At 73.4% G+C, this 16,011-nt stretch carries 19 protein-coding genes; 11 read left to right on the top strand and 8 right to left on the bottom strand.

The genetic code is table 11. The features are described 5' to 3' along the window. Positions 1 to 15 precede the first annotated feature (15 nt). Positions 16 to 687 (bottom strand): AIM24 family protein, encoded by a 672-nt coding sequence (locus B8281_RS06005; RefSeq protein ID WP_074803386.1) that lies wholly within the window; start codon positions 685 to 687, stop codon positions 16 to 18. A gap of 97 nt (positions 688 to 784) precedes the next feature. Here B8281_RS06005 and moaC point away from each other — a divergent pair, with 97 nt between their 5' ends. The 4 genes from moaC to B8281_RS05990 are packed head-to-tail and all read left to right on the top strand — an operon-like array spanning position 785 to position 2,513. Then, positions 785 to 1,255, top strand: a complete 471-nt coding sequence (gene moaC / locus B8281_RS06000) for a cyclic pyranopterin monophosphate synthase MoaC (protein WP_085387229.1) — start codon at positions 785 to 787, stop codon at positions 1,253 to 1,255. Next, entirely contained in the window at positions 1,252 to 1,983 is a 732-nt protein-coding gene (locus tag B8281_RS19210) for a molybdenum cofactor guanylyltransferase (RefSeq protein WP_232322694.1), read from the top strand. The genes moaC and B8281_RS19210 overlap by 4 nt, the downstream gene beginning before the upstream one ends. Continuing rightward, positions 1,980 to 2,273, top strand: a complete 294-nt coding sequence (locus B8281_RS19205; RefSeq protein ID WP_157446587.1) for a DUF6457 domain-containing protein — start codon at positions 1,980 to 1,982, stop codon at positions 2,271 to 2,273. The genes B8281_RS19210 and B8281_RS19205 overlap by 4 nt, the downstream gene beginning before the upstream one ends. Positions 2,274 to 2,276: 3 nt before the next feature. Continuing rightward, positions 2,277 to 2,513 (top strand): MoaD/ThiS family protein, encoded by a 237-nt coding sequence (locus B8281_RS05990; RefSeq protein ID WP_085387228.1) that lies wholly within the window; start codon positions 2,277 to 2,279, stop codon positions 2,511 to 2,513. A gap of 107 nt (positions 2,514 to 2,620) precedes the next feature. Here the strand turns inward: B8281_RS05990 and B8281_RS05985 are convergent, their stop codons facing one another. Next, positions 2,621 to 3,130 carry a molybdenum cofactor biosynthesis protein B gene (locus B8281_RS05985; RefSeq protein WP_163188754.1) on the bottom strand — a complete coding sequence of 170 codons (510 nt, stop codon included), beginning with the start codon at positions 3,128 to 3,130 and terminating at the stop codon, positions 2,621 to 2,623. A gap of 213 nt (positions 3,131 to 3,343) precedes the next feature. On the opposite strand from B8281_RS05985, the gene B8281_RS05980 reads away from it, so the two are divergent. The 5 genes from B8281_RS05980 (at position 3,344) to B8281_RS05960 (ending at position 11,435) form a co-directional block, all read left to right on the top strand. Next, complete coding sequence (locus B8281_RS05980; protein ID WP_232322693.1) at positions 3,344 to 7,294, top strand: nitrate reductase subunit alpha; 3,951 nt, start codon at positions 3,344 to 3,346, stop codon at positions 7,292 to 7,294. A gap of 55 nt (positions 7,295 to 7,349) precedes the next feature. Beyond that, complete coding sequence (narH, locus tag B8281_RS05975; RefSeq protein WP_081599827.1) at positions 7,350 to 9,200, top strand: nitrate reductase subunit beta; 1,851 nt, start codon at positions 7,350 to 7,352, stop codon at positions 9,198 to 9,200. Further along, a complete protein-coding gene (gene narJ, locus B8281_RS05970) occupies positions 9,197 to 9,952 on the top strand; it encodes a nitrate reductase molybdenum cofactor assembly chaperone (RefSeq protein WP_081599828.1) in 756 nt (251 codons plus the stop codon). Before narH ends, narJ begins: the two co-directional genes overlap by 4 nt. Then, positions 9,949 to 10,707 (top strand): respiratory nitrate reductase subunit gamma, encoded by a 759-nt coding sequence (gene narI / locus B8281_RS05965; protein WP_085951293.1) that lies wholly within the window; start codon positions 9,949 to 9,951, stop codon positions 10,705 to 10,707. Before narJ ends, narI begins: the two co-directional genes overlap by 4 nt. Positions 10,708 to 10,859: 152 nt before the next feature. Next, the gene (locus tag B8281_RS05960; protein ID WP_198163168.1) at positions 10,860 to 11,435 is read left to right on the top strand and encodes a DoxX family membrane protein; all 576 of its coding nucleotides are present in this window, start codon (positions 10,860 to 10,862) and stop codon (positions 11,433 to 11,435) included. Between the two features lie 116 nt (positions 11,436 to 11,551). On the opposite strand, the gene B8281_RS05955 is transcribed toward B8281_RS05960, so the two are convergent. Continuing rightward, positions 11,552 to 12,040, bottom strand: a complete 489-nt coding sequence (locus B8281_RS05955; RefSeq protein WP_043652481.1) for a GNAT family N-acetyltransferase — start codon at positions 12,038 to 12,040, stop codon at positions 11,552 to 11,554. Between the two features lie 352 nt (positions 12,041 to 12,392). On the opposite strand from B8281_RS05955, the gene B8281_RS05950 reads away from it, so the two are divergent. Continuing rightward, the gene (locus B8281_RS05950) at positions 12,393 to 12,725 is read left to right on the top strand and encodes a hypothetical protein (protein WP_043652484.1); all 333 of its coding nucleotides are present in this window, start codon (positions 12,393 to 12,395) and stop codon (positions 12,723 to 12,725) included. 121 nt (positions 12,726 to 12,846) lie between these two features. Here B8281_RS05950 and B8281_RS19950 read toward each other — a convergent pair whose 3' ends face one another. The 5 genes from B8281_RS19950 to B8281_RS05930 all read right to left on the bottom strand — a co-directional run bounded on the left by B8281_RS19950 (position 12,847) and on the right by B8281_RS05930 (position 15,212). Continuing rightward, positions 12,847 to 12,975, bottom strand: a complete 129-nt coding sequence (locus B8281_RS19950) for a hypothetical protein (RefSeq protein ID WP_255376430.1) — start codon at positions 12,973 to 12,975, stop codon at positions 12,847 to 12,849. Continuing rightward, a complete protein-coding gene (locus B8281_RS05945; RefSeq protein ID WP_157446586.1) occupies positions 12,972 to 13,190 on the bottom strand; it encodes a hypothetical protein in 219 nt (72 codons plus the stop codon). Before B8281_RS05945 ends, B8281_RS19950 begins: the two co-directional genes overlap by 4 nt. A gap of 9 nt (positions 13,191 to 13,199) precedes the next feature. Continuing rightward, positions 13,200 to 13,553 (bottom strand): lipopolysaccharide assembly LapA domain-containing protein, encoded by a 354-nt coding sequence (locus tag B8281_RS05940; RefSeq protein ID WP_081599829.1) that lies wholly within the window; start codon positions 13,551 to 13,553, stop codon positions 13,200 to 13,202. 125 nt (positions 13,554 to 13,678) lie between these two features. After that, entirely contained in the window at positions 13,679 to 14,689 is a 1,011-nt protein-coding gene (locus B8281_RS05935) for an acyl-CoA desaturase (RefSeq protein ID WP_232322692.1), read from the bottom strand. A gap of 70 nt (positions 14,690 to 14,759) precedes the next feature. Next, positions 14,760 to 15,212: a hypothetical protein gene (locus tag B8281_RS05930; protein WP_085387227.1), complete on the bottom strand. Its 453-nt coding sequence runs from the start codon at positions 15,210 to 15,212 to the stop codon at positions 14,760 to 14,762. Between B8281_RS05930 and B8281_RS20095 the strand changes: the two genes are divergently transcribed. Further along, positions 15,211 to 15,831, top strand: a complete 621-nt coding sequence (locus B8281_RS20095) for a DUF6221 family protein (protein ID WP_369824967.1) — start codon at positions 15,211 to 15,213, stop codon at positions 15,829 to 15,831. The genes B8281_RS05930 and B8281_RS20095 overlap by 2 nt on opposite strands. The last annotated feature ends 180 nt before the right edge of the window (positions 15,832 to 16,011 follow it).

The raw sequence follows: 16,011 nt of genomic DNA, 5'->3' as shown, positions 1-16,011 counted from the left end.
CGAGGTCGGCCTCGATCACTTCGCCGCGGGCGGCGGGTGCCCCTCCGACGCCTGCACGACGACGATCCCGCGCCCCGAGAGCGCGAGCTGGTACGCCTCGCCGGACCCGCGCCCGATCGCGGCCCCGAGCTTCGCCGTCTTGCGGATCGAGGACTGCAGCGACGTCGACCACAGCACCGCGGCCTGCATGTCGACGAAGGTGGGGACGTCGACGTCGAGCACGACGGGCGTGCCGAACGCGGTGACGGCCAGCGCCCCGGTCCCGGTGAACGTCGTGTTGAACAGGCCGCCGCTGAGCATCGACGCGCCCTCGACCCGGTTGATGTCCCACGCGAGCGAGCTCTCGAACGCGAGCACGTTCGCGCCGTTGACCGTCACGCCCTCGTCCTCCAGGTGGAGCACGAAGACCTGGTCCGCGTCCTGCGCGAGGAACACGTCGCCGCTGCCCGAGACCTTCATGAGCGACATGCCCTCGCCCGTGAACGCCTTCTTGAACATCTTGCCGAGCCCGCCGCTGCCCTCGTACGCGAAGTCGACGTCGCCCTGGTAGGCGACCATCGAGCCCTGCTTCGCGAAGAAGAACCCGCCCGTGCCGCGGAGGTCGACCTTGAGCATGCGGTCGTTCTGGAGCTGGAAGCTGCCGGGCTCGACGGAGCGCTCGGCGTGGTCGAGGAGTGAGCTGCGCATGGGTCGATCCTCGCGGTCGCGGGCCGCGAGCGCACCCGAGCCCGCGGCCGACCCCGGGCGTGGCGCCGCGCGCTGCCCCGCGTGCGAGAGTGGCGGCATGAGCTTCACGCACCTCGACGAGCGCGGGCGCGCGCGCATGGTCGACGTCACCGCCAAGCAGCCCACCGTCCGCTCCGCGACGGCGACCGGGACCGTGCGGTGCTCCCCCGACATCGTCGCCGCGCTGCGCGACGGGACCGTCCCCAAGGGCGACGTGCTCGCCGTCGCGCGCGTCGCCGGGATCGCGGGCGCCAAGCGGACGGCCGAGCTCCTGCCGCTCGCGCACGTCATCGGGGTCCACGGGGCGGTCGTCGACCTCGTCGTGGGCGACCACGGCGTCGACGTCACCGCGACCGTCCGGACCGCGGACCGCACCGGCGTCGAGATGGAGGCGCTGACGGCCGTCGCCGTCGCGGGCCTCGCTGTCGTCGACATGGTCAAGGGCCTCGACAAGTCCGTCGAGCTCACGGACGTGCGGCTGGTCGCGAAGACCGGTGGCAAGTCCGGCGACTGGCACCGCGAGCCGTGACGGCCCACCCCGACGACGGGTCGGCACCCGACGCGCCGGGTCGGCACCTCGAGCTGCCGATCCCCGCGCGGGGTGCCGAACCGTCCCTCGCGTTCGACGCCGTCGTGCTGGCCGGGGGCCGGGCGGAGCGGCTCGGGACGCCCAAGCCCGGGCTCGTCGTCGGGGGTCGGCCGCTGCTGGAGCACGCGCTCGCGGCGACGGCGGGCGCGGGGCGGACGGTCGTCGTCGGGCCGGCGGAGCTCGCCGCCCCGGGGCGCTACGTCCGCACGCGCGAGGACCCGCCGTTCGGGGGGCCCGTCGCCGGGATCGCGGCCGGGCTCGCCGCCCTGCCCGACGACGGCCGTGCCCCCTGGGTGCTCGTGCTCGCGTGCGACGTCCCGCGGGCCGCGGAGGCGGTGCCCGCGCTGCTCGCCGCCGCCCGCCGCCGGAGCGGCGAGGTCGCCGTGCACGCGGTGCGCGACGGACGGGAGCAGTGGCTCGTCGGCCTGTACGAGCGCGCGGCGCTCGACGCCGCGCTCGCCGCGCTGCCGACCGTGCACGGCGCGTCGGTGCGGCGCCTGCTCGCCGGCCTGCCCGCGATCGGCGTCCCCGACGACACGGGTGCCACCGACGACGTGGACACGTGGGAGGATGCCCGCGAGCAGGAGCGCCGCCTGGCCGCAGGCGCGCCCGCGGTGCCCGGCGCCCCGCCCGCCGGCACCCCCGACGACGGCCGGAGGCCACGATGACGAACCTCGAACGCTGGGTCGACGCGCTCGCGCAGGACCTCGACCTCGACCCGGAGGTCGTCGACATCGGCGCGGTCCTCGACCTCGCGCGCGACGCCGCGCACGGCATCGAGCGCCCCGCGGCGCCCCTCACCACGTTCGTCGCGGGCTACGTCGCCGGGCTCGCCGCGCACGACGGGTCGGGCCGCAGCGTGCAGGACGTGCTCGACCGGGCGACCGAGCTCGCGCTCGCGTGGACGCCCGAGCCCGAGCTGCCCGGCACCGCGGCCCCGGCCGAGACGCAGGACTGAGAGATGGCCACCGTCCGCTACTTCGCCGGCGCGCGCGACGCCGCCGGCACCGAGTCCGAGACCGTCGACGCGACGACGGTCGGCGAGCTGCACGCCGCAGTCGTCGCCCGGCACGCGGCGCTCGCCGACGTGCTCCCGCGCTGCTCGCTCCTCGTGGGAGGCGTCCGCGCGGCGGACGACGACACCCGGATCGCCGAGGACGAGACGGTCGACGTCCTCCCCCCATTCGCCGGCGGCTGACTGACCCACCCCGCTGCCCCGCCCCGTGCCGAGCAGGCGATCCTGGCTCGTCAGGGCCCCAGGACCCGCCACGACCGCCTGGTCGGCCCGCCGGGAGGGCCTGGTCGTCAGTGGTCGCCGCCGTCGAGCTGGGCGAGGACGTGCGGCAGGAGCGGCTCCAGGACGGCCCAGCCGTCGCGCACCCCGCCCGTGGAACCGGGGAGGTTGACCACGAGCGCGCGCCCGTGCGGGCCGGGCGCGACCCCCGCGACGCCGCGCGACAGCACCGCCGCGGGGACGTGCTCCGCGCCCCGGCGGCGCAGCTCCTCCGCGATGCCCGGGACCTCCTGCGCCAGCACCTCGCGGGTGCCCTCGGGCGTGAGGTCGCGCGGCCCGACGCCGGTCCCCCCGGTCGTGAGCACGACGCGCGCTCCCCCGGCGACCGCCCGGGCGACCGCGTCGCGGACGGGGGCGACGCCGTCGGGCACGAGGTCGGTGACGACCGCCCAGCCTGCCGCCGCGAGCAGCCCCGCGAGGAGCGGTCCCGAGCGGTCCTCCGCCTCGCCGCGCGAGCAGCGGTCGGACACGGTGACGACGGCGACGGTCACGTCCGCGGGCCGTCCGGTGGGTGCGGTCATGGCGCCACGGTAGCGAGCCGGGCGGGGCGGGACCGCGGCGTGCGCTCGCCGCGCGCGATCCGGACGGTCTGGGCATAGTGGCTGTGGACCGACCGCCGCACCTGTTCGCCCAGGAGGCCTCATGTCGTACCTGTCCGTGCCGTCGTCGCTGCCGGCGCGCCGCCCCGGGTGGCGCCCGGTGGTCGCTGCCGCTCCGAGCGACGGGAGCGCCGCATGACGACGACGTCGGAGGGACCGGTCGAGGACGCGCTGCTGCGGCTCGGCAAGCACCTCAAGCGCGGGACGGTGTCCGACGACCTGCGGCAGGTGTTCCTCACGGGCGGTCGCCAGGGCGACGTGTTCTACCGCGACCGCTGGTCCCACGACAAGGTCGTGCGCTCGACGCACGGCGTGAACTGCACCGGGTCGTGCTCGTGGAAGGTGTACGTCAAGGACGGCATCATCACGTGGGAGACGCAGCAGACCGACTACCCCTCCGTGGGGCCGGACTCGCCCGAGTACGAGCCGCGCGGCTGCCCGCGCGGCGCCGCGTTCTCCTGGTACACCTACTCCCCCACGCGCGTGCGCTACCCCTACGTGCGCGGCGCGCTGCTCGACGCCTACCGCGCGGCCCGGGCCGCGACGGGCGACCCGGTGCTCGCGTGGCGCAAGGTCACGACCGACCCGGAGACCGCCCGCGCCTACAAGGCGGCGCGCGGCAAGGGCGGCCTCGTGCGCGCCACGTGGGACGAGGCGGCGGAGATCGTCGCCGCCGCGCACGTGCACACCATCGCGGCGTACGGGCCCGACCGCATCGCGGGGTTCTCGCCGATCCCGGCCATGTCGATGGTCTCCCACGGGGTCGGTGCGCGGTTCGTCCAGCTGCTCGGCGGCACCATGCTGTCGTTCTACGACTGGTACGCCGACCTGCCCGTCGCGTCCCCGCAGGTGTTCGGCGACCAGACCGACGTCCCGGAGTCCGCGGACTGGTGGAACTCGACGTACTGCATCATGTGGGGCTCGAACGTCCCCGTGACCCGCACGCCCGACGCCCACTTCATGACCGAGGCGCGCTACCGCGGTCAGAAGGTGATCGTCGTGTCGCCCGACTACGCGGACAACACGAAGTTCGCCGACGAGTGGCTCGCCCCGCACCCGGGCACCGACGGCGCGCTCGCCCAGGCCATGGGCCACGTGATCCTCACGGAGCACTACGCGCAGCGCCGCACCCCGCAGTTCGCGCAGTACGCGGCCCGCTTCACGGACCTCCCCCACCTCGTCGTGCTCGAGGAGCACGACGACGGCTCGGGCACGACGTACGTGCCCGGGAAGTTCCTCACCGCGGCGGACCTGCCCGACGGCGTCGGGCGCCCCGGCGACGACGACGCCGGTTCGGCGAACGCGCGCTTCAAGACCGTCGTGCTCGACGCGGACGGCACCCCGCGCGTCCCGCACGGCAGCCTCGGCCACCGCTACGGCGAGGCCGACGCCGGGCGGTGGAACCTCGACCTCGGCGACATCGACCCGCTGCTCTCGGTCGCCGACCCGCACGGCGTCTTCTGGGGCTCCCCCCAGACGCCTCCCAGCCGCGACACCGTCCCCGAGCGCCCGCTGTCGCCCGACCAGGGCTCTACCCCGGCGGACCGCGGCTCTACCCCGGCAGACCAGGGCTCTACCCCGGCGGACCAGGGCTCTACCCCGGTCGGGCTCTCGTACGAGACGGTCGCCGTCGGGCTGCCGCGGTTCGACCTCGACCCGGCCCCGGGCGACGACGCGGGCGCGCACCTGGGCGGTGCGGGCGTCGTCGTGCGCGGCGTGCCGGCGCGGCGCGTCGGCGGGCGGCTCGTCACGACGGTGCTCGACCTGCTGCTCGCGCAGTACGGCGTGAACCGGCCGGAGCTCGGCCTGCCGGGCGAGTGGCCCGCCGGCTACGACGACGACGCGACGCCCGCCACCCCGGCGTGGCAGGAACGGTTCACGGGCGTCCCGGCCGCGGCCGCCGCGCGCATCGGGCGGGAGTTCGCGCAGAACGCGCTCGACTCGGGCGGGCGCTCGATGATCATCATGGGCGCGGGCACCAACCACTGGTTCCACTCCGACACGATCTACCGCGCGATGCTCGCGCTGACCACCCTCACGGGCTGCCAGGGCGTGAACGGGGGCGGGTGGGCGCACTACGTGGGGCAGGAGAAGTGCCGTCCCGTCACGGGGTGGGCCCAGTACGCGGGCGGCCTCGACTGGTCACGACCGCCGCGCCAGATGATCGGCACCGCGTTCTGGTACCTCGCGACGGACCAGTGGCGCTACGACGGCCTGCCCGCGGACGCGCTCGCGTCGCCGCTCGCGCAGGGCCAGTTCTCCGGGCGCACGACGGCGGACACGCTCGTCGAGTCCGCGCAGCGCGGCTGGATGCCGAGCTACCCGACGTTCGACCGCAACCCGCTCGACCTCGTGGACGAGGCCCGCGCGGCGGGCAAGGAGCCGGCGCAGCACGTCGTCGACGAGCTCAAGGCCGGGAACCTCCGGTTCGCGTGCGAGGACCCCGACGACCCGGCGAACTTCCCGCGCGTCGTCACGGTGTGGCGCGCGAACATCCTCGGGTCGTCGGGCAAGGGCAACGAGTACTTCCTCCAGCACCTCCTGGGGACGGACGCCGCGGTCAACGCCGCGGAGTCCGGCCCCGAGCGGCGCCCGCGGTCGATGACGTGGCGCGAGGAGGCGCCGCGCGGCAAGCTCGACCTGCTCGTCACGCTCGACTTCCGGATGACGTCGACGACGCTGTTCTCGGACGTCGTGCTCCCCGCCGCGACCTGGTACGAGAAGCACGACCTGTCCTCGACGGACATGCACCCGTTCGTGCACTCGTTCAACCCGGCGATCGACCCGCCGTGGCAGACGCGCACGGACTTCGACATCTTCCACACCGTCGCGGCGAAGGTCTCCGAGCTCGCGGTGACGCACCTCGGGGTGCGGGAGGACCTCGTCGCCGCCCCGCTCGCGCACGACACCCCGGACGAGATGGCCGTCCCGCACGGCGCGCTCACCGACTCGGGGCAGCCCGTGACCGAGCGCGAGCTCGTGCCGGGCGTGACGATGCCGAAGCTCGTGGTCGTCGAGCGCGACTACCCGGCGTTCGCCGCGCGCATGGCCGCGCTCGGCCCCCTCACCGAGAAGGCGGGCATGGCGACCAAGGGCGTGCAGTTCTCGCCCGGGCCGGAGGTCGCGGACCTCGGCCGGCGCAACGGCCTCGTGCCCGACGGCCCCGCCGCCGGACGTCCGCGCCTCGACCGCGACACGCACGCGTGCGAGATGATCCTCGCCCTCTCGGGCACGACGAACGGTCGCCTCGCCGTGCAGGGCTTCGAGCACGTCGAGCGCCGCACGGGAACGCCCCTGGCGGACCTCGCCCGGGGCGAGCAGGGCAAGCGCGTGACGTTCCCGGACGTCCAGTCCCGCCCGACGCCGGTCATCACCTCGCCCGAGTGGTCGGGCTCGGAGCACGGCGGGCGCCGGTACTCGGCGTTCGTCGTCAACGTGGAGCGGCTCAAGCCGTGGCACACCCTCACGGGTCGGCAGCACTTCTACCTCGACCACGACTGGATGATCGAGCTCGGCGAGCACCTGCCGGTCTTCCGGCCGCCGCTCGACATGCACCGGCTGTTCGGCGACTCGCCCGTCGTGGGCGACACCTCGCCGTCGGGCTACCCGGGGTCCGCCGGGCACGCGGAGGTCGCGGTGCGGTACCTGACCCCGCACAACAAGTGGGCGATCCACTCGGAGTACCAGGACAACCTCTTCATGCTGTCGCTCTCGCGCGGCGGGCCGGGCATCTGGATGAGCCCGGCCGACGCGGCCAAGATCGGCGTCGTGGACAACGAGTGGATCGAGGCCTACAACCGCAACGGCGTCGTGGTGGCGCGCGCGATCGTCAGCCACCGGATGCCCGAGGGCACGGTCTACATGTTCCACGCGACCGACCGCACGATCGACGTCCCGCTCGCCGAGACGTCGGGCCTGCGCGGCGGGATCCACAACTCGCTCACTCGCATCCTGCTCAAGCCGACGCACCTCGCGGGCGGGTACGCCCAGCTGTCGTACGCGTTCAACTACCTCGGGCCGACCGGGAACCAGCGCGACGAGATGACGGTCGTCCGGCGCCGGAGCCAGGAGGTGCGGTACTCGTGACGCGGACGGACGCAGCAGGCGGCCTCGGGCCGGCCGGCCGGGAGGGGGTGACGTCGTGCGGGTGATGGCGCAGATGTCGATGGTCATGAACCTCGACAAGTGCATCGGGTGCCACACGTGCTCGGTGACGTGCAAGCAGGCGTGGACGAACCGCACGGGCGTGGAGTACGTGTGGTTCAACAACGTCGAGACGCGTCCCGGGCTCGGGTACCCGCGCACCTACCAGGACCAGGAGCGCTGGCAGGGCGGCTGGGTGCGGACGAAGAAGGGCCGGCTCAAGCTCCGCGCCGGCGGCCGCCTGAAGAAGCTCGCGACGATCTTCTCCAACCCGAAGCTCCCCTCGATCCACGACTACTACGAGCCGTGGACCTACGAGTACGACATGCTGCTCTCGTCGCCGCAGGGGCAGCACACGCCCGTCGCCCGGCCGAAGTCGCTGCTCACGGGCGGTGACATCAACATCTCGTGGTCCGCGAACTGGGACGACGACCTCGGCGGCTCGACCGCGACCATGCAGGACGACCCCGTGCTCCAGCACATGTCGGAGCACGTCGCCACCGAGCTCGACAAGACGTTCATGTTCTACCTGCCGCGCATCTGCGAGCACTGCCTCAACCCGGCGTGCGTCGCCTCGTGCCCCTCGGGCGCCATGTACAAGCGGGCCGAGGACGGCATCGTGCTGGTCGACCAGGACCAGTGCCGGGGCTGGCGCATGTGCGTCACCGGGTGCCCGTACAAGAAGGTCTACTTCAACCACAAGACCGGCAAGGCCGAGAAGTGCACGCTCTGCTACCCGCGCATCGAGGTCGGCCTGCCGACCGTGTGCTCCGAGACCTGCGTCGGACGCCTGCGCTACCTCGGCCTCGTCCTCTACGACGCCGACAAGGTCACCGAGGCCGCGAGCGTCGAGGACGAGCACGAGCTCCTCGCCTCGCAGCGCGCCGTCTTCCTCGACCCGAACGACCCCGAGGTCGTGGCCGCCGCGCGTGCCGAGGGCATCCCCGACGACTGGATCACGGCCGCCCAGCGCTCGCCGATCTGGGACCTCATCTCGCGCTACGAGGTCGCGCTGCCCCTGCACCCCGAGTACCGCACGCTGCCGATGGTCTGGTACATCCCGCCGCTGTCCCCCGTCGTCGACGTCGTCGCCGCCTCCGGGAACGACGGCGAGGACGGGCGCACGCTGTTCGCCGCGATCTCGAAGATGCGCATCCCGCTCGAGTACCTCGCCGGACTGTTCACGGCGGGCGACACCGCCCCGGTGGAGCGCGTGCTGCGCCGTCTGGCCGCCATGCGGTCGTACATGCGCGACATCAACCTCGGCCGCGAGGCCGACGAGCGGACCGCGGCCGCGGTCGGCATGACCGGTGCCCAGGTCGAGGAGATGTACCGCCTGCTCGCCGTCGCGAAGTACGAGGACCGGTACGTCATCCCGACCGCGCACACCGAGATCGCGCGCGAGCTCGACGAGCTGTCCTGTTCCCTCGACTACGACGGCGGCCCCGGCATGGGCGGCATGGGCCTCACGGGCGGCGGCCCGTTCGGCGAGACGTCGGGGAGCCCGGTGCCGGTCGCGGTCGAGAACTTCCACGTGCTCCAGGCGCGGCAGACGGCGGACTCGCCCTACGGGCCGTCGACCCCCGGCCGCGTCAACCTCCTCAACTGGGACGGGAACGGCCGACCGCCCGGCCTCTTCCCGCCGGGCGAGGGGCCCGAGCCGGGCGACGTGTCGGGCGCACCCGGCGGCGTCACGCCGGGCGGCCCGGGCTCGCTGCCGGGCGGGCGCCAGGACGCGCGGCACGACACGATCCCCGGTCCCCCGCCGCCCGGTGGACCTGCGCCGGGCGGTCGGGCGGGTGGTCCGGCGGGTGGTCCCGGCGTCGAGCCTGACGGGGGCACCCGATGAGGGCGCGCTCCCTGCTCCCGACCCCCGCGCTGCGGCCCGGGGCACGACCTCGGGGGCCGCAGCCCGACCACCTGGCCCCGGTCGCGACGTCGGCCGCCCAGCGCCGCACCGCCCACATGGCCGCGTCGCTGCTGCTGGCCTACCCGGACGAGGACGTGCTCGCCGCGGTCGACGCCGTCCGCGCGTCCGCCCCGAGCCTGCCCAGCCCCGTCCGCGAGCGCCTGGAGGACTTCTGCGACGTGCTCACGACGCCGGGCGGGCCGGGCCTGCGCGAGCTCCAGGCGCGGTACGTCGCGACGTTCGACCTCAAGCGGAAGTGCTCGATGTACCTCTCGTACTACGCGGCGGGCGACACCCGCCGGCGCGGGACGGCGCTCGTCGCGTTCGTCGAGGCGTACCGCGCGGCCGGGTGGGAGGTCACGGGATCGGAGCTCCCCGACTACCTGCCGACGGTGCTCGAGTTCTCGGCCCGGACCACGGGCGACGACGCGACGATCGCGGCCGGTCTGCTCGCGTCCCACCGCGACGGCATCGAGGTGCTGCGCACGGCGCTCGAGAGCGCGCGCAGCCCTTGGACCGGGGTCGTCGAGGCCGTGTGCCTCACGCTGCCGCCGCTCGACGAGCGCACGCAGCAGCGGTACGTCGAGCTCGTGACGGCGGGGCCGCCCGCCGAGCTCGTGGGCATGGAGCCCTTCGCGCTCGAGCCGTACGGCACGGGCGCGCCCGACCGGACGGGAGGTGCGGTGCGATGAGCGGGGTGAGCACCGGAGAGGTCCTGCTGTGGGTCGTGTTCCCGTACGTGACGTTCGCGGTGTTCGTCGTGGGCTCGGTCTGGCGGTACCGGTACGACAAGTTCGGGTGGACGACGCGATCGAGCGAGCTCTACGAGAAGCGGCTGCTGCGCCTCGGCTCGCCGCTCTTCCACTTCGGCCTGCTGTTCGTGATCCTCGGGCACCTGATGGGGCTCGTGGTCCCGGAGTCGTGGACGGAGGCGGTGGGGATCCAGGAGGTCGCGTACCACTTCGTCGCGACGTACATGGGGTCGGTCGCGGCCGTCGTGCTCGTCGCGGGCCTGCTCATCCTCATCTACCGCCGCCGCACGTCCGGGCCCGTCTTCCGCGCGACGACGCGCATGGACAAGACGATGTACGTGTTCCTCGCGGCGTCGATCCTGCTCGGGTCGTGGGCCACGGTGCAGACGCAGCTCCTCGCCGACGGGCTCGGGTACGACTACCGCCAGACCATCTCGCCGTGGTTCCGCTCGCTCTGGTACCTCCAGCCGCAGCCCGAGCTCATGGCGGGCGTCCCGGCGGCGTTCCAGCTCCACATCGTCGCGGCGAACCTGCTGTTCGTCCTCTGGCCGTTTACGCGGCTCGTGCACGCGTTCTCCGCCCCGGTGCCGTACCTGTTCCGCCCGTACGTCGTGTACCGCTCGCGCGACGCGTCGGTCGCCGCGCGCGCCCCGCGCCCGGGCTGGGACCCCTCGGAGCGCCCGCGCTCGCGCTGACCTTCGGGGTCCCGTTCGGCCGGTCCGGCTGGCCCGGGTCGGCGCCCGTCGGCGGGTGAATTCGGCCCGACGCCGTCCCCAGGACCCCCTGCGACGCCCTCCCTCCCGGGGCGGTCACCCCGACCGCGACCGTCTCCGGAAGAGGTTCCCGCATGTCCACCACCGCCCCGACGACCGCCGGTCGTCCCCGCGCCACCCGCCCGTCCGCGCCGTCGGCGGCGGACGCCACGCCCGCCCGCCGCCGTCGCGCCGCCCTCGTGCCCGCACGTCTCGCGGGCCGGGCGGACGCCGCCGTCGCCGCGACCGCGCGCGTCCTCACCCGCTGGTCCGTGCCCGCCCTGCGCGTCGCCCTCGGCCTCGTGTTCCTCGGCTTCGGCGTCCTCAAGTTCTTCCCCGGCGCGAGCCCGGCGGAGACGATCGCCGCCCGGACCGTCGAGACGCTCACGCTCGGCCTCGTGGGCGGGACCACGGCCGTGGTGCTCACCGCGGTCCTGGAGACGTTCATCGGCCTGACGCTCCTCACCGGCCGGCTGCTCCGCGCGGGGCTGCTCGCGCTCGCCGTCGCGATGGCCGGGATCCTCTCGCCGATCGTGCTGTTCGCGGGCGAGCTGTTCGGCCACGGCATGACCCTCATGGGCCAGTACGTGCTCAAGGACCTCGTCCTCGTGGCCGGCGCGGCCGTCGTCGCCGCCGTCGCGCTCGGGGCGCGCCTGCGCCTCGAGGCTTGAGGCGTGGCGCTCCCCCGCCACCGCACGGTCGCGAGGTAGAGCCCCCGGTCGTGACGTAGAGCGCGGCGGGCTCTACCTCGCGATCGGAGGTTCTACCCCGGTGCAGGGCGGCCGCGTCAGGCGAGCGAGAGCGTCAGGTAGGTGCTGTTCGGGTCGTCGGTGTAGTCGGCGAACGGCTCGCACGGCACGAACCCGTGGCGCGCGTAGAGCCGTCGCGCCGCCGCGAAGTAGTCCTCGGTGCCCGTCTCCAGGCTCACGCGGTCCAGGCCGCGGTCGCGTGCGGCGTCGAGCAGGTGCGCGAGGACCGTGGCGGCGACGCCCCGGCCTCGCGCGGCCGCCGTCGTGCGCATGGACTTGAGCTCACCGAGCGTCGCGTCGTGCTGCTTGAGCGCGCCGCACCCGAGGAGGCCGCCGTCCGCGGACCGCGCGGTGACGAACGTGATGTCCGGTGCACGCAGGCGCTCGACGTCGAGCGCGTGCACGCTCTCGGGCGGCGACGTCGCGTGCATGTCGTCCAGGTGCTCCTGGAGCAGCGCCAGCACGTCGGGGGTCGTCGGGTCCTCCACGACGACGCGGACGTCGTCCCGGGTGGTCGTCTCGCTCACGCGCCGAGCGTGCCACACCCGGCGCAGGAGACGTTCCGCGCGTCCGGGTCGGGCGCCGTGGGCGGCGTCGGAGCGGGAGACGGGTTCGTGGTGGCTGGCGAGCCGTCTGCGATCATGGGCCGCGCGTCGTGAGGCGGCGGCGCGGGCGTTCGAGGGCTCGCCGTCGTCGATGGGGTCGGGCGTACCCGCACCGCCACGGTGCCTCGAGTCGGAACACGATCGGGCAACCGAGGCGCGCACTGACGACGGCTGCTGGACCTGGTGACCGACCACCGCCGAAGCGGCGAGTGTGAGAGGTTGGAAGCCGACAGTGTTCCCGCGTCGGCCGGCCTCAACGGAAAAAGGCACCCGCATGGCTCACGAGAGCGACCCGGCCACCTATCCCCCCGTCCCGTTGCACGGAGGCCTGCGATCCAGCCCCGACTCGTGGGAGCTGTGGGGCGAGATCGACTACGCCGTCGTCGAGTCCGCGCAACCTCGCCCGAGCCCGGCCCATGGGGCGCTGCACATCGATGCCTCGCGCGTCACGTTCCTGGACTCCGCCGGTGTCAGCCTCCTCCTGCTCGCCGCCAGCGCCCCTCTGCGGCCGATCATCCTGGGCTGCAGCGACTACGCCCGAGACGTGCTCGAGCTCGCAGGAGCGTCGGACCTCTTCGTGTGGAGCACCACGCGACCCTCCGCGTAGCCGATCGACCATGCCACGCCCGACCAGCGTCGCCCAGCCGTGAGTCCTGACGACGGCACGTCCCGTGATCGCCCTTCGCCCGACGACCCGCTGCTCGATACCGCGAGGAACGACGGCGGTCTCACCCACGCTGCACCGCCCAGCGCTGCGAGGACCGACGGTCGGGCGCGCTCCCCCGGTTGTCGCCTTCGCGACCGACGTGCTCCACCTGGAGCTCGAGCACCAGGCGGTGCGTCAGGCTCGCGGTCACCGAGATGGTGGCTGGGTGGCTCCCACGCGCTGGTTCCATGCGGCGACGGCCGTGTCGAGGCGCGCGCGTGCGGCGACGTAGAGGACGAGCTCGACGGGCGCCCCCTGGTCGACGACCGAGATGACGTCTTCCATCTCGCGCTGGGAGGCGTCGATCTCGCCCACGAGGTCGACGGGTCGGTGGATCGAGGTCTCTCGGTCGTCGGTCATCGGCACACCGCGGTGCTAGACCTGGCGTGCGAGGCGTCGGCGGAGCTGGTGGATGCGCAGGGTACCGACGACGAGGGCGACGATCCCGACGCCGATGCCTGCGATGAGCAGGGCCAGGGCGAGCGGGACGGAACCTTGCCAGCCGAGGAAGGAGACGATCACGAGCTGGGTGTTCTGGAGCATGAACACGATGAGTGCGACCAGGACGAGGGCGGCGACGCACAGGCCGACCCAGGTGGCTCCGGTGCGGGTTCGGGGAGTTCTTGTCGGGTTGCCCGACGTGCGGGACACGCGTGAGTCGGGACGGCTGCCTGACACGGCGGCGGTGGGCTGTCCGTTCGTCGCGGAGCTGAGCGGGGTGGTGGCCATGGTGGCCTCCTTGCGGTTCCGGGCCCGCGCACCTCATATGGGGCACGTTCGCCGCGGATAGCCCGACCCTACGCCCTCAACCTGGGAACGAACCTGGGAGCGGCTGTACGCGCGGCCCGGTGTCCCTAGCGGCCGAGGCTGGCGGCCAGGGGGCAGGAGAACGGATCGCGGGCGCGTCCGGGGACGTCGTTGAGGTACTGGACGACGATCCGGTAGGAGGTAAAGAACCCGACCTCGGTGTAGGTCACGCCGAGCTGGGAGCAGTACTCGCGCACGAGGGTCTGGACGCGCTTGAGGTTCGGGCGGGGCATGCTCGGGAACAGGTGGTGCTCCACCTGGCGGTTGAGGCCGCCCATGAAGAAGTCGACGACCGGGCCGCCGCGGATGTTGCGGGACATGAGGACCTGGCGGCGCAGGAAGTCGACGTCCGCAGTCGCCGGGACGATCGGCATGCCCTTATGGTTCGGTGCGAACGCGCCGCCGAGCAGGATGCCGAAGACCGCGAGCTGCACGGCGAGGAACGCCGCCGCGAGGGTCGGGGGAAGCAGGAAGCCGAGCACCACCAGGTAGAGCGCGAGCCGTAGGAGCAGGACCGGGACCTCCACGCCACGGTGCGGCACGGGCCGACGGCCGAGCACCCGGCGCACGCTCGCGACGTGCAGGTTGAGGCCCTCCAGGGCGAGCAGGGGGAAGAAGTACCAGCCCTGCCGACGTGCCAGCCACCCTCGCCAGCCGTGACGGCTCGCGATGACGGCGGGCGTGAACGCGATCACGCCCGGTGAGATGTCAGGGTCGTGGCCCTCCTGGTTCGGGGCTGCGTGGTGGGCGTCGTGCTTCATCGTCCACCAGGCGTGGCTGAGCCCGACGAGCGCGTTCGCGAGGATGCGAGCGGTCCAGTCGTTCCAGGCCCGCGACCGGAACACCTGCCGGTGGGAGCTGTCGTGGCCCAGGAACGCGAGCTGGGCGAGAACGAGTGCGAGCACCACGGCCAGCAGGAGCTGCCACCAGGAGTCACCCACGAGGACGATCCCGGCCCAGACGGCACCGAACGCGGCGACCGTCACGACGAGCCGGGTCCAGTAGTAGCCGTACCGCCGACGCAGCAGCCCCGACTCGCGCACGATCTTCGCCAGCACCGAGTAGTCCCGAGCCGTCGCCCGCGCCGCAGGCAGCCCGCGGCCCGCCAACGCCAGGGGCTGCGGTGTCTCACTCGAAGCGGACACGGTCGGCCTCGGCCTTCACGCTCGCGGCACGCACGGCCTCGGCCGCGCGCCAGGCCTCGAGCTCGTCCGCCCGCCTGGTCCGTTCCGTCGCGATCGCCTCCTGGGTGTCCCGGATCACCGTCGCGATCTCGTGGGCGAGCCCGCCGGAGAGCATGGCGAGGTTCGTGTTCTCGATGAGCAGGCGCCGGTCCTCCACCCGCAGCCTGACCCCCGCATAGCCGTGATCGGCGAGCAACGTCGTGACGGCGGGCAGCTCGAGCAACGCTTGCTCCGGGCCCGACACGCGGCGGGAGAACACGGCGGTCACGGTGTAGAGGGGGGGCTCCGCGTCGGTGCCGAGCTCGCGCGGCAGCGCAGTGTCCAGGACGCCCCGCAGCTGCAGTGCGGTGTCCTGCACCCGGCCGAAGGACGTGGCAGTAGGGGTGGTGGTGCTCATGGTGACGTCCGATGCTCGGAACCGGCGGGCCGGCTCGCATCCGCTGCCGTCGCGGCAGTCGGTGAGGCGTCAGGCGCCCCACTCAAGGAGATCGGTGCGTCCTCCAGGTCGGGTTCATAACCCCCGTCGTCGTCCCACCGCGCGCCCGAGGTGTCCTCGTCCGGGGCATCCATCTCGCCCGGCGTCCGAGAGCCTTCTCGATCGGCGTCGCGTGGGCCGATCCGGCGATCAACCACACTTCGACACTACACCTGGACGGGTTGCTCGCTGTGTCCACGAGAGACTTTCCAGCCGTCAGTGGGAGGATGAGCAGATGGCCTTGACGGAGTTCCTCCTCGCTCGGATCGACGAGGACGAAGCAGCGTGCGCGACCCTCGAGGACGGGCCAGGACCTCCAGCGCCGTGGTCATGCTCACGCATCCTGACGGAGTGCGCGATGAAACGACGCATCATCACCCTCGCCTACGAGGCCACGGGGTACGACATGACCGCCGACCTGGAGCGCGACACCGACGAGCGCGCCCAGAGCGGCATCGCCTTCGTCGGTGACCGCATCCTGCGAGCACTCGCCACGCCCTACGCCGAGCACCCGGACTTCGACCCCACCTGGCGCACCTGATGACTCGCCTCACCAGGTGTGGCGAGCGGGCCACGGAGGGCGCATCGTGAGAGACGCGTCCACGTGTCGCGGGGAATGCCGGTCGTGAAGCAGCCCGCTGCCGGCGGACCTCCCGGGCCACGACGGCGTACTGCAACCATCAGGGTCGCGAAGACTGCGCCGAGAACGTGAGCCGCCATG

It is taken from the genome of Cellulosimicrobium sp. TH-20 (assembly GCF_002105775.1).
Taxonomy (GTDB): domain Bacteria; phylum Actinomycetota; class Actinomycetes; order Actinomycetales; family Cellulomonadaceae; genus Cellulosimicrobium; species Cellulosimicrobium funkei.
The sequence above is the reverse complement of the archived record's forward strand: the minus strand, read 5'-3'. Positions and strand labels throughout refer to the sequence as shown.

Excerpts from the sequence above, each read along its gene's own strand:
- B8281_RS06005 (WP_074803386.1), bottom strand. The coding sequence starts at position 687 with ATGCGCAGCTCACTCCTCGACCACGCCGAGCGCTCCGTCGAGCCCGGC.
- moaC (WP_085387229.1), top strand. The coding sequence starts at position 785 with ATGAGCTTCACGCACCTCGACGAGCGCGGGCGCGCGCGCATGGTCGAC.
- B8281_RS19205 (WP_157446587.1), top strand. The coding sequence starts at position 1,980 with ATGACGAACCTCGAACGCTGGGTCGACGCGCTCGCGCAGGACCTCGAC.
- B8281_RS05990 (WP_085387228.1), top strand. The coding sequence starts at position 2,277 with ATGGCCACCGTCCGCTACTTCGCCGGCGCGCGCGACGCCGCCGGCACC.
- B8281_RS05985 (WP_163188754.1), bottom strand. The coding sequence starts at position 3,130 with ATGACCGCACCCACCGGACGGCCCGCGGACGTGACCGTCGCCGTCGTC.
- B8281_RS05980 (WP_232322693.1), top strand. The coding sequence starts at position 3,344 with ATGACGACGACGTCGGAGGGACCGGTCGAGGACGCGCTGCTGCGGCTC.
- narJ (WP_081599828.1), top strand. The coding sequence starts at position 9,197 with ATGAGGGCGCGCTCCCTGCTCCCGACCCCCGCGCTGCGGCCCGGGGCA.
- narI (WP_085951293.1), top strand. The coding sequence starts at position 9,949 with ATGAGCGGGGTGAGCACCGGAGAGGTCCTGCTGTGGGTCGTGTTCCCG.
- B8281_RS05960 (WP_198163168.1), top strand. The coding sequence starts at position 10,860 with ATGTCCACCACCGCCCCGACGACCGCCGGTCGTCCCCGCGCCACCCGC.
- B8281_RS05950 (WP_043652484.1), top strand. The coding sequence starts at position 12,393 with ATGGCTCACGAGAGCGACCCGGCCACCTATCCCCCCGTCCCGTTGCAC.
- B8281_RS05940 (WP_081599829.1), bottom strand. The coding sequence starts at position 13,553 with ATGGCCACCACCCCGCTCAGCTCCGCGACGAACGGACAGCCCACCGCC.
- B8281_RS20095 (WP_369824967.1), top strand. The coding sequence starts at position 15,211 with ATGGTGACGTCCGATGCTCGGAACCGGCGGGCCGGCTCGCATCCGCTG.
- B8281_RS05930 (WP_085387227.1), bottom strand. The coding sequence starts at position 15,212 with ATGAGCACCACCACCCCTACTGCCACGTCCTTCGGCCGGGTGCAGGAC.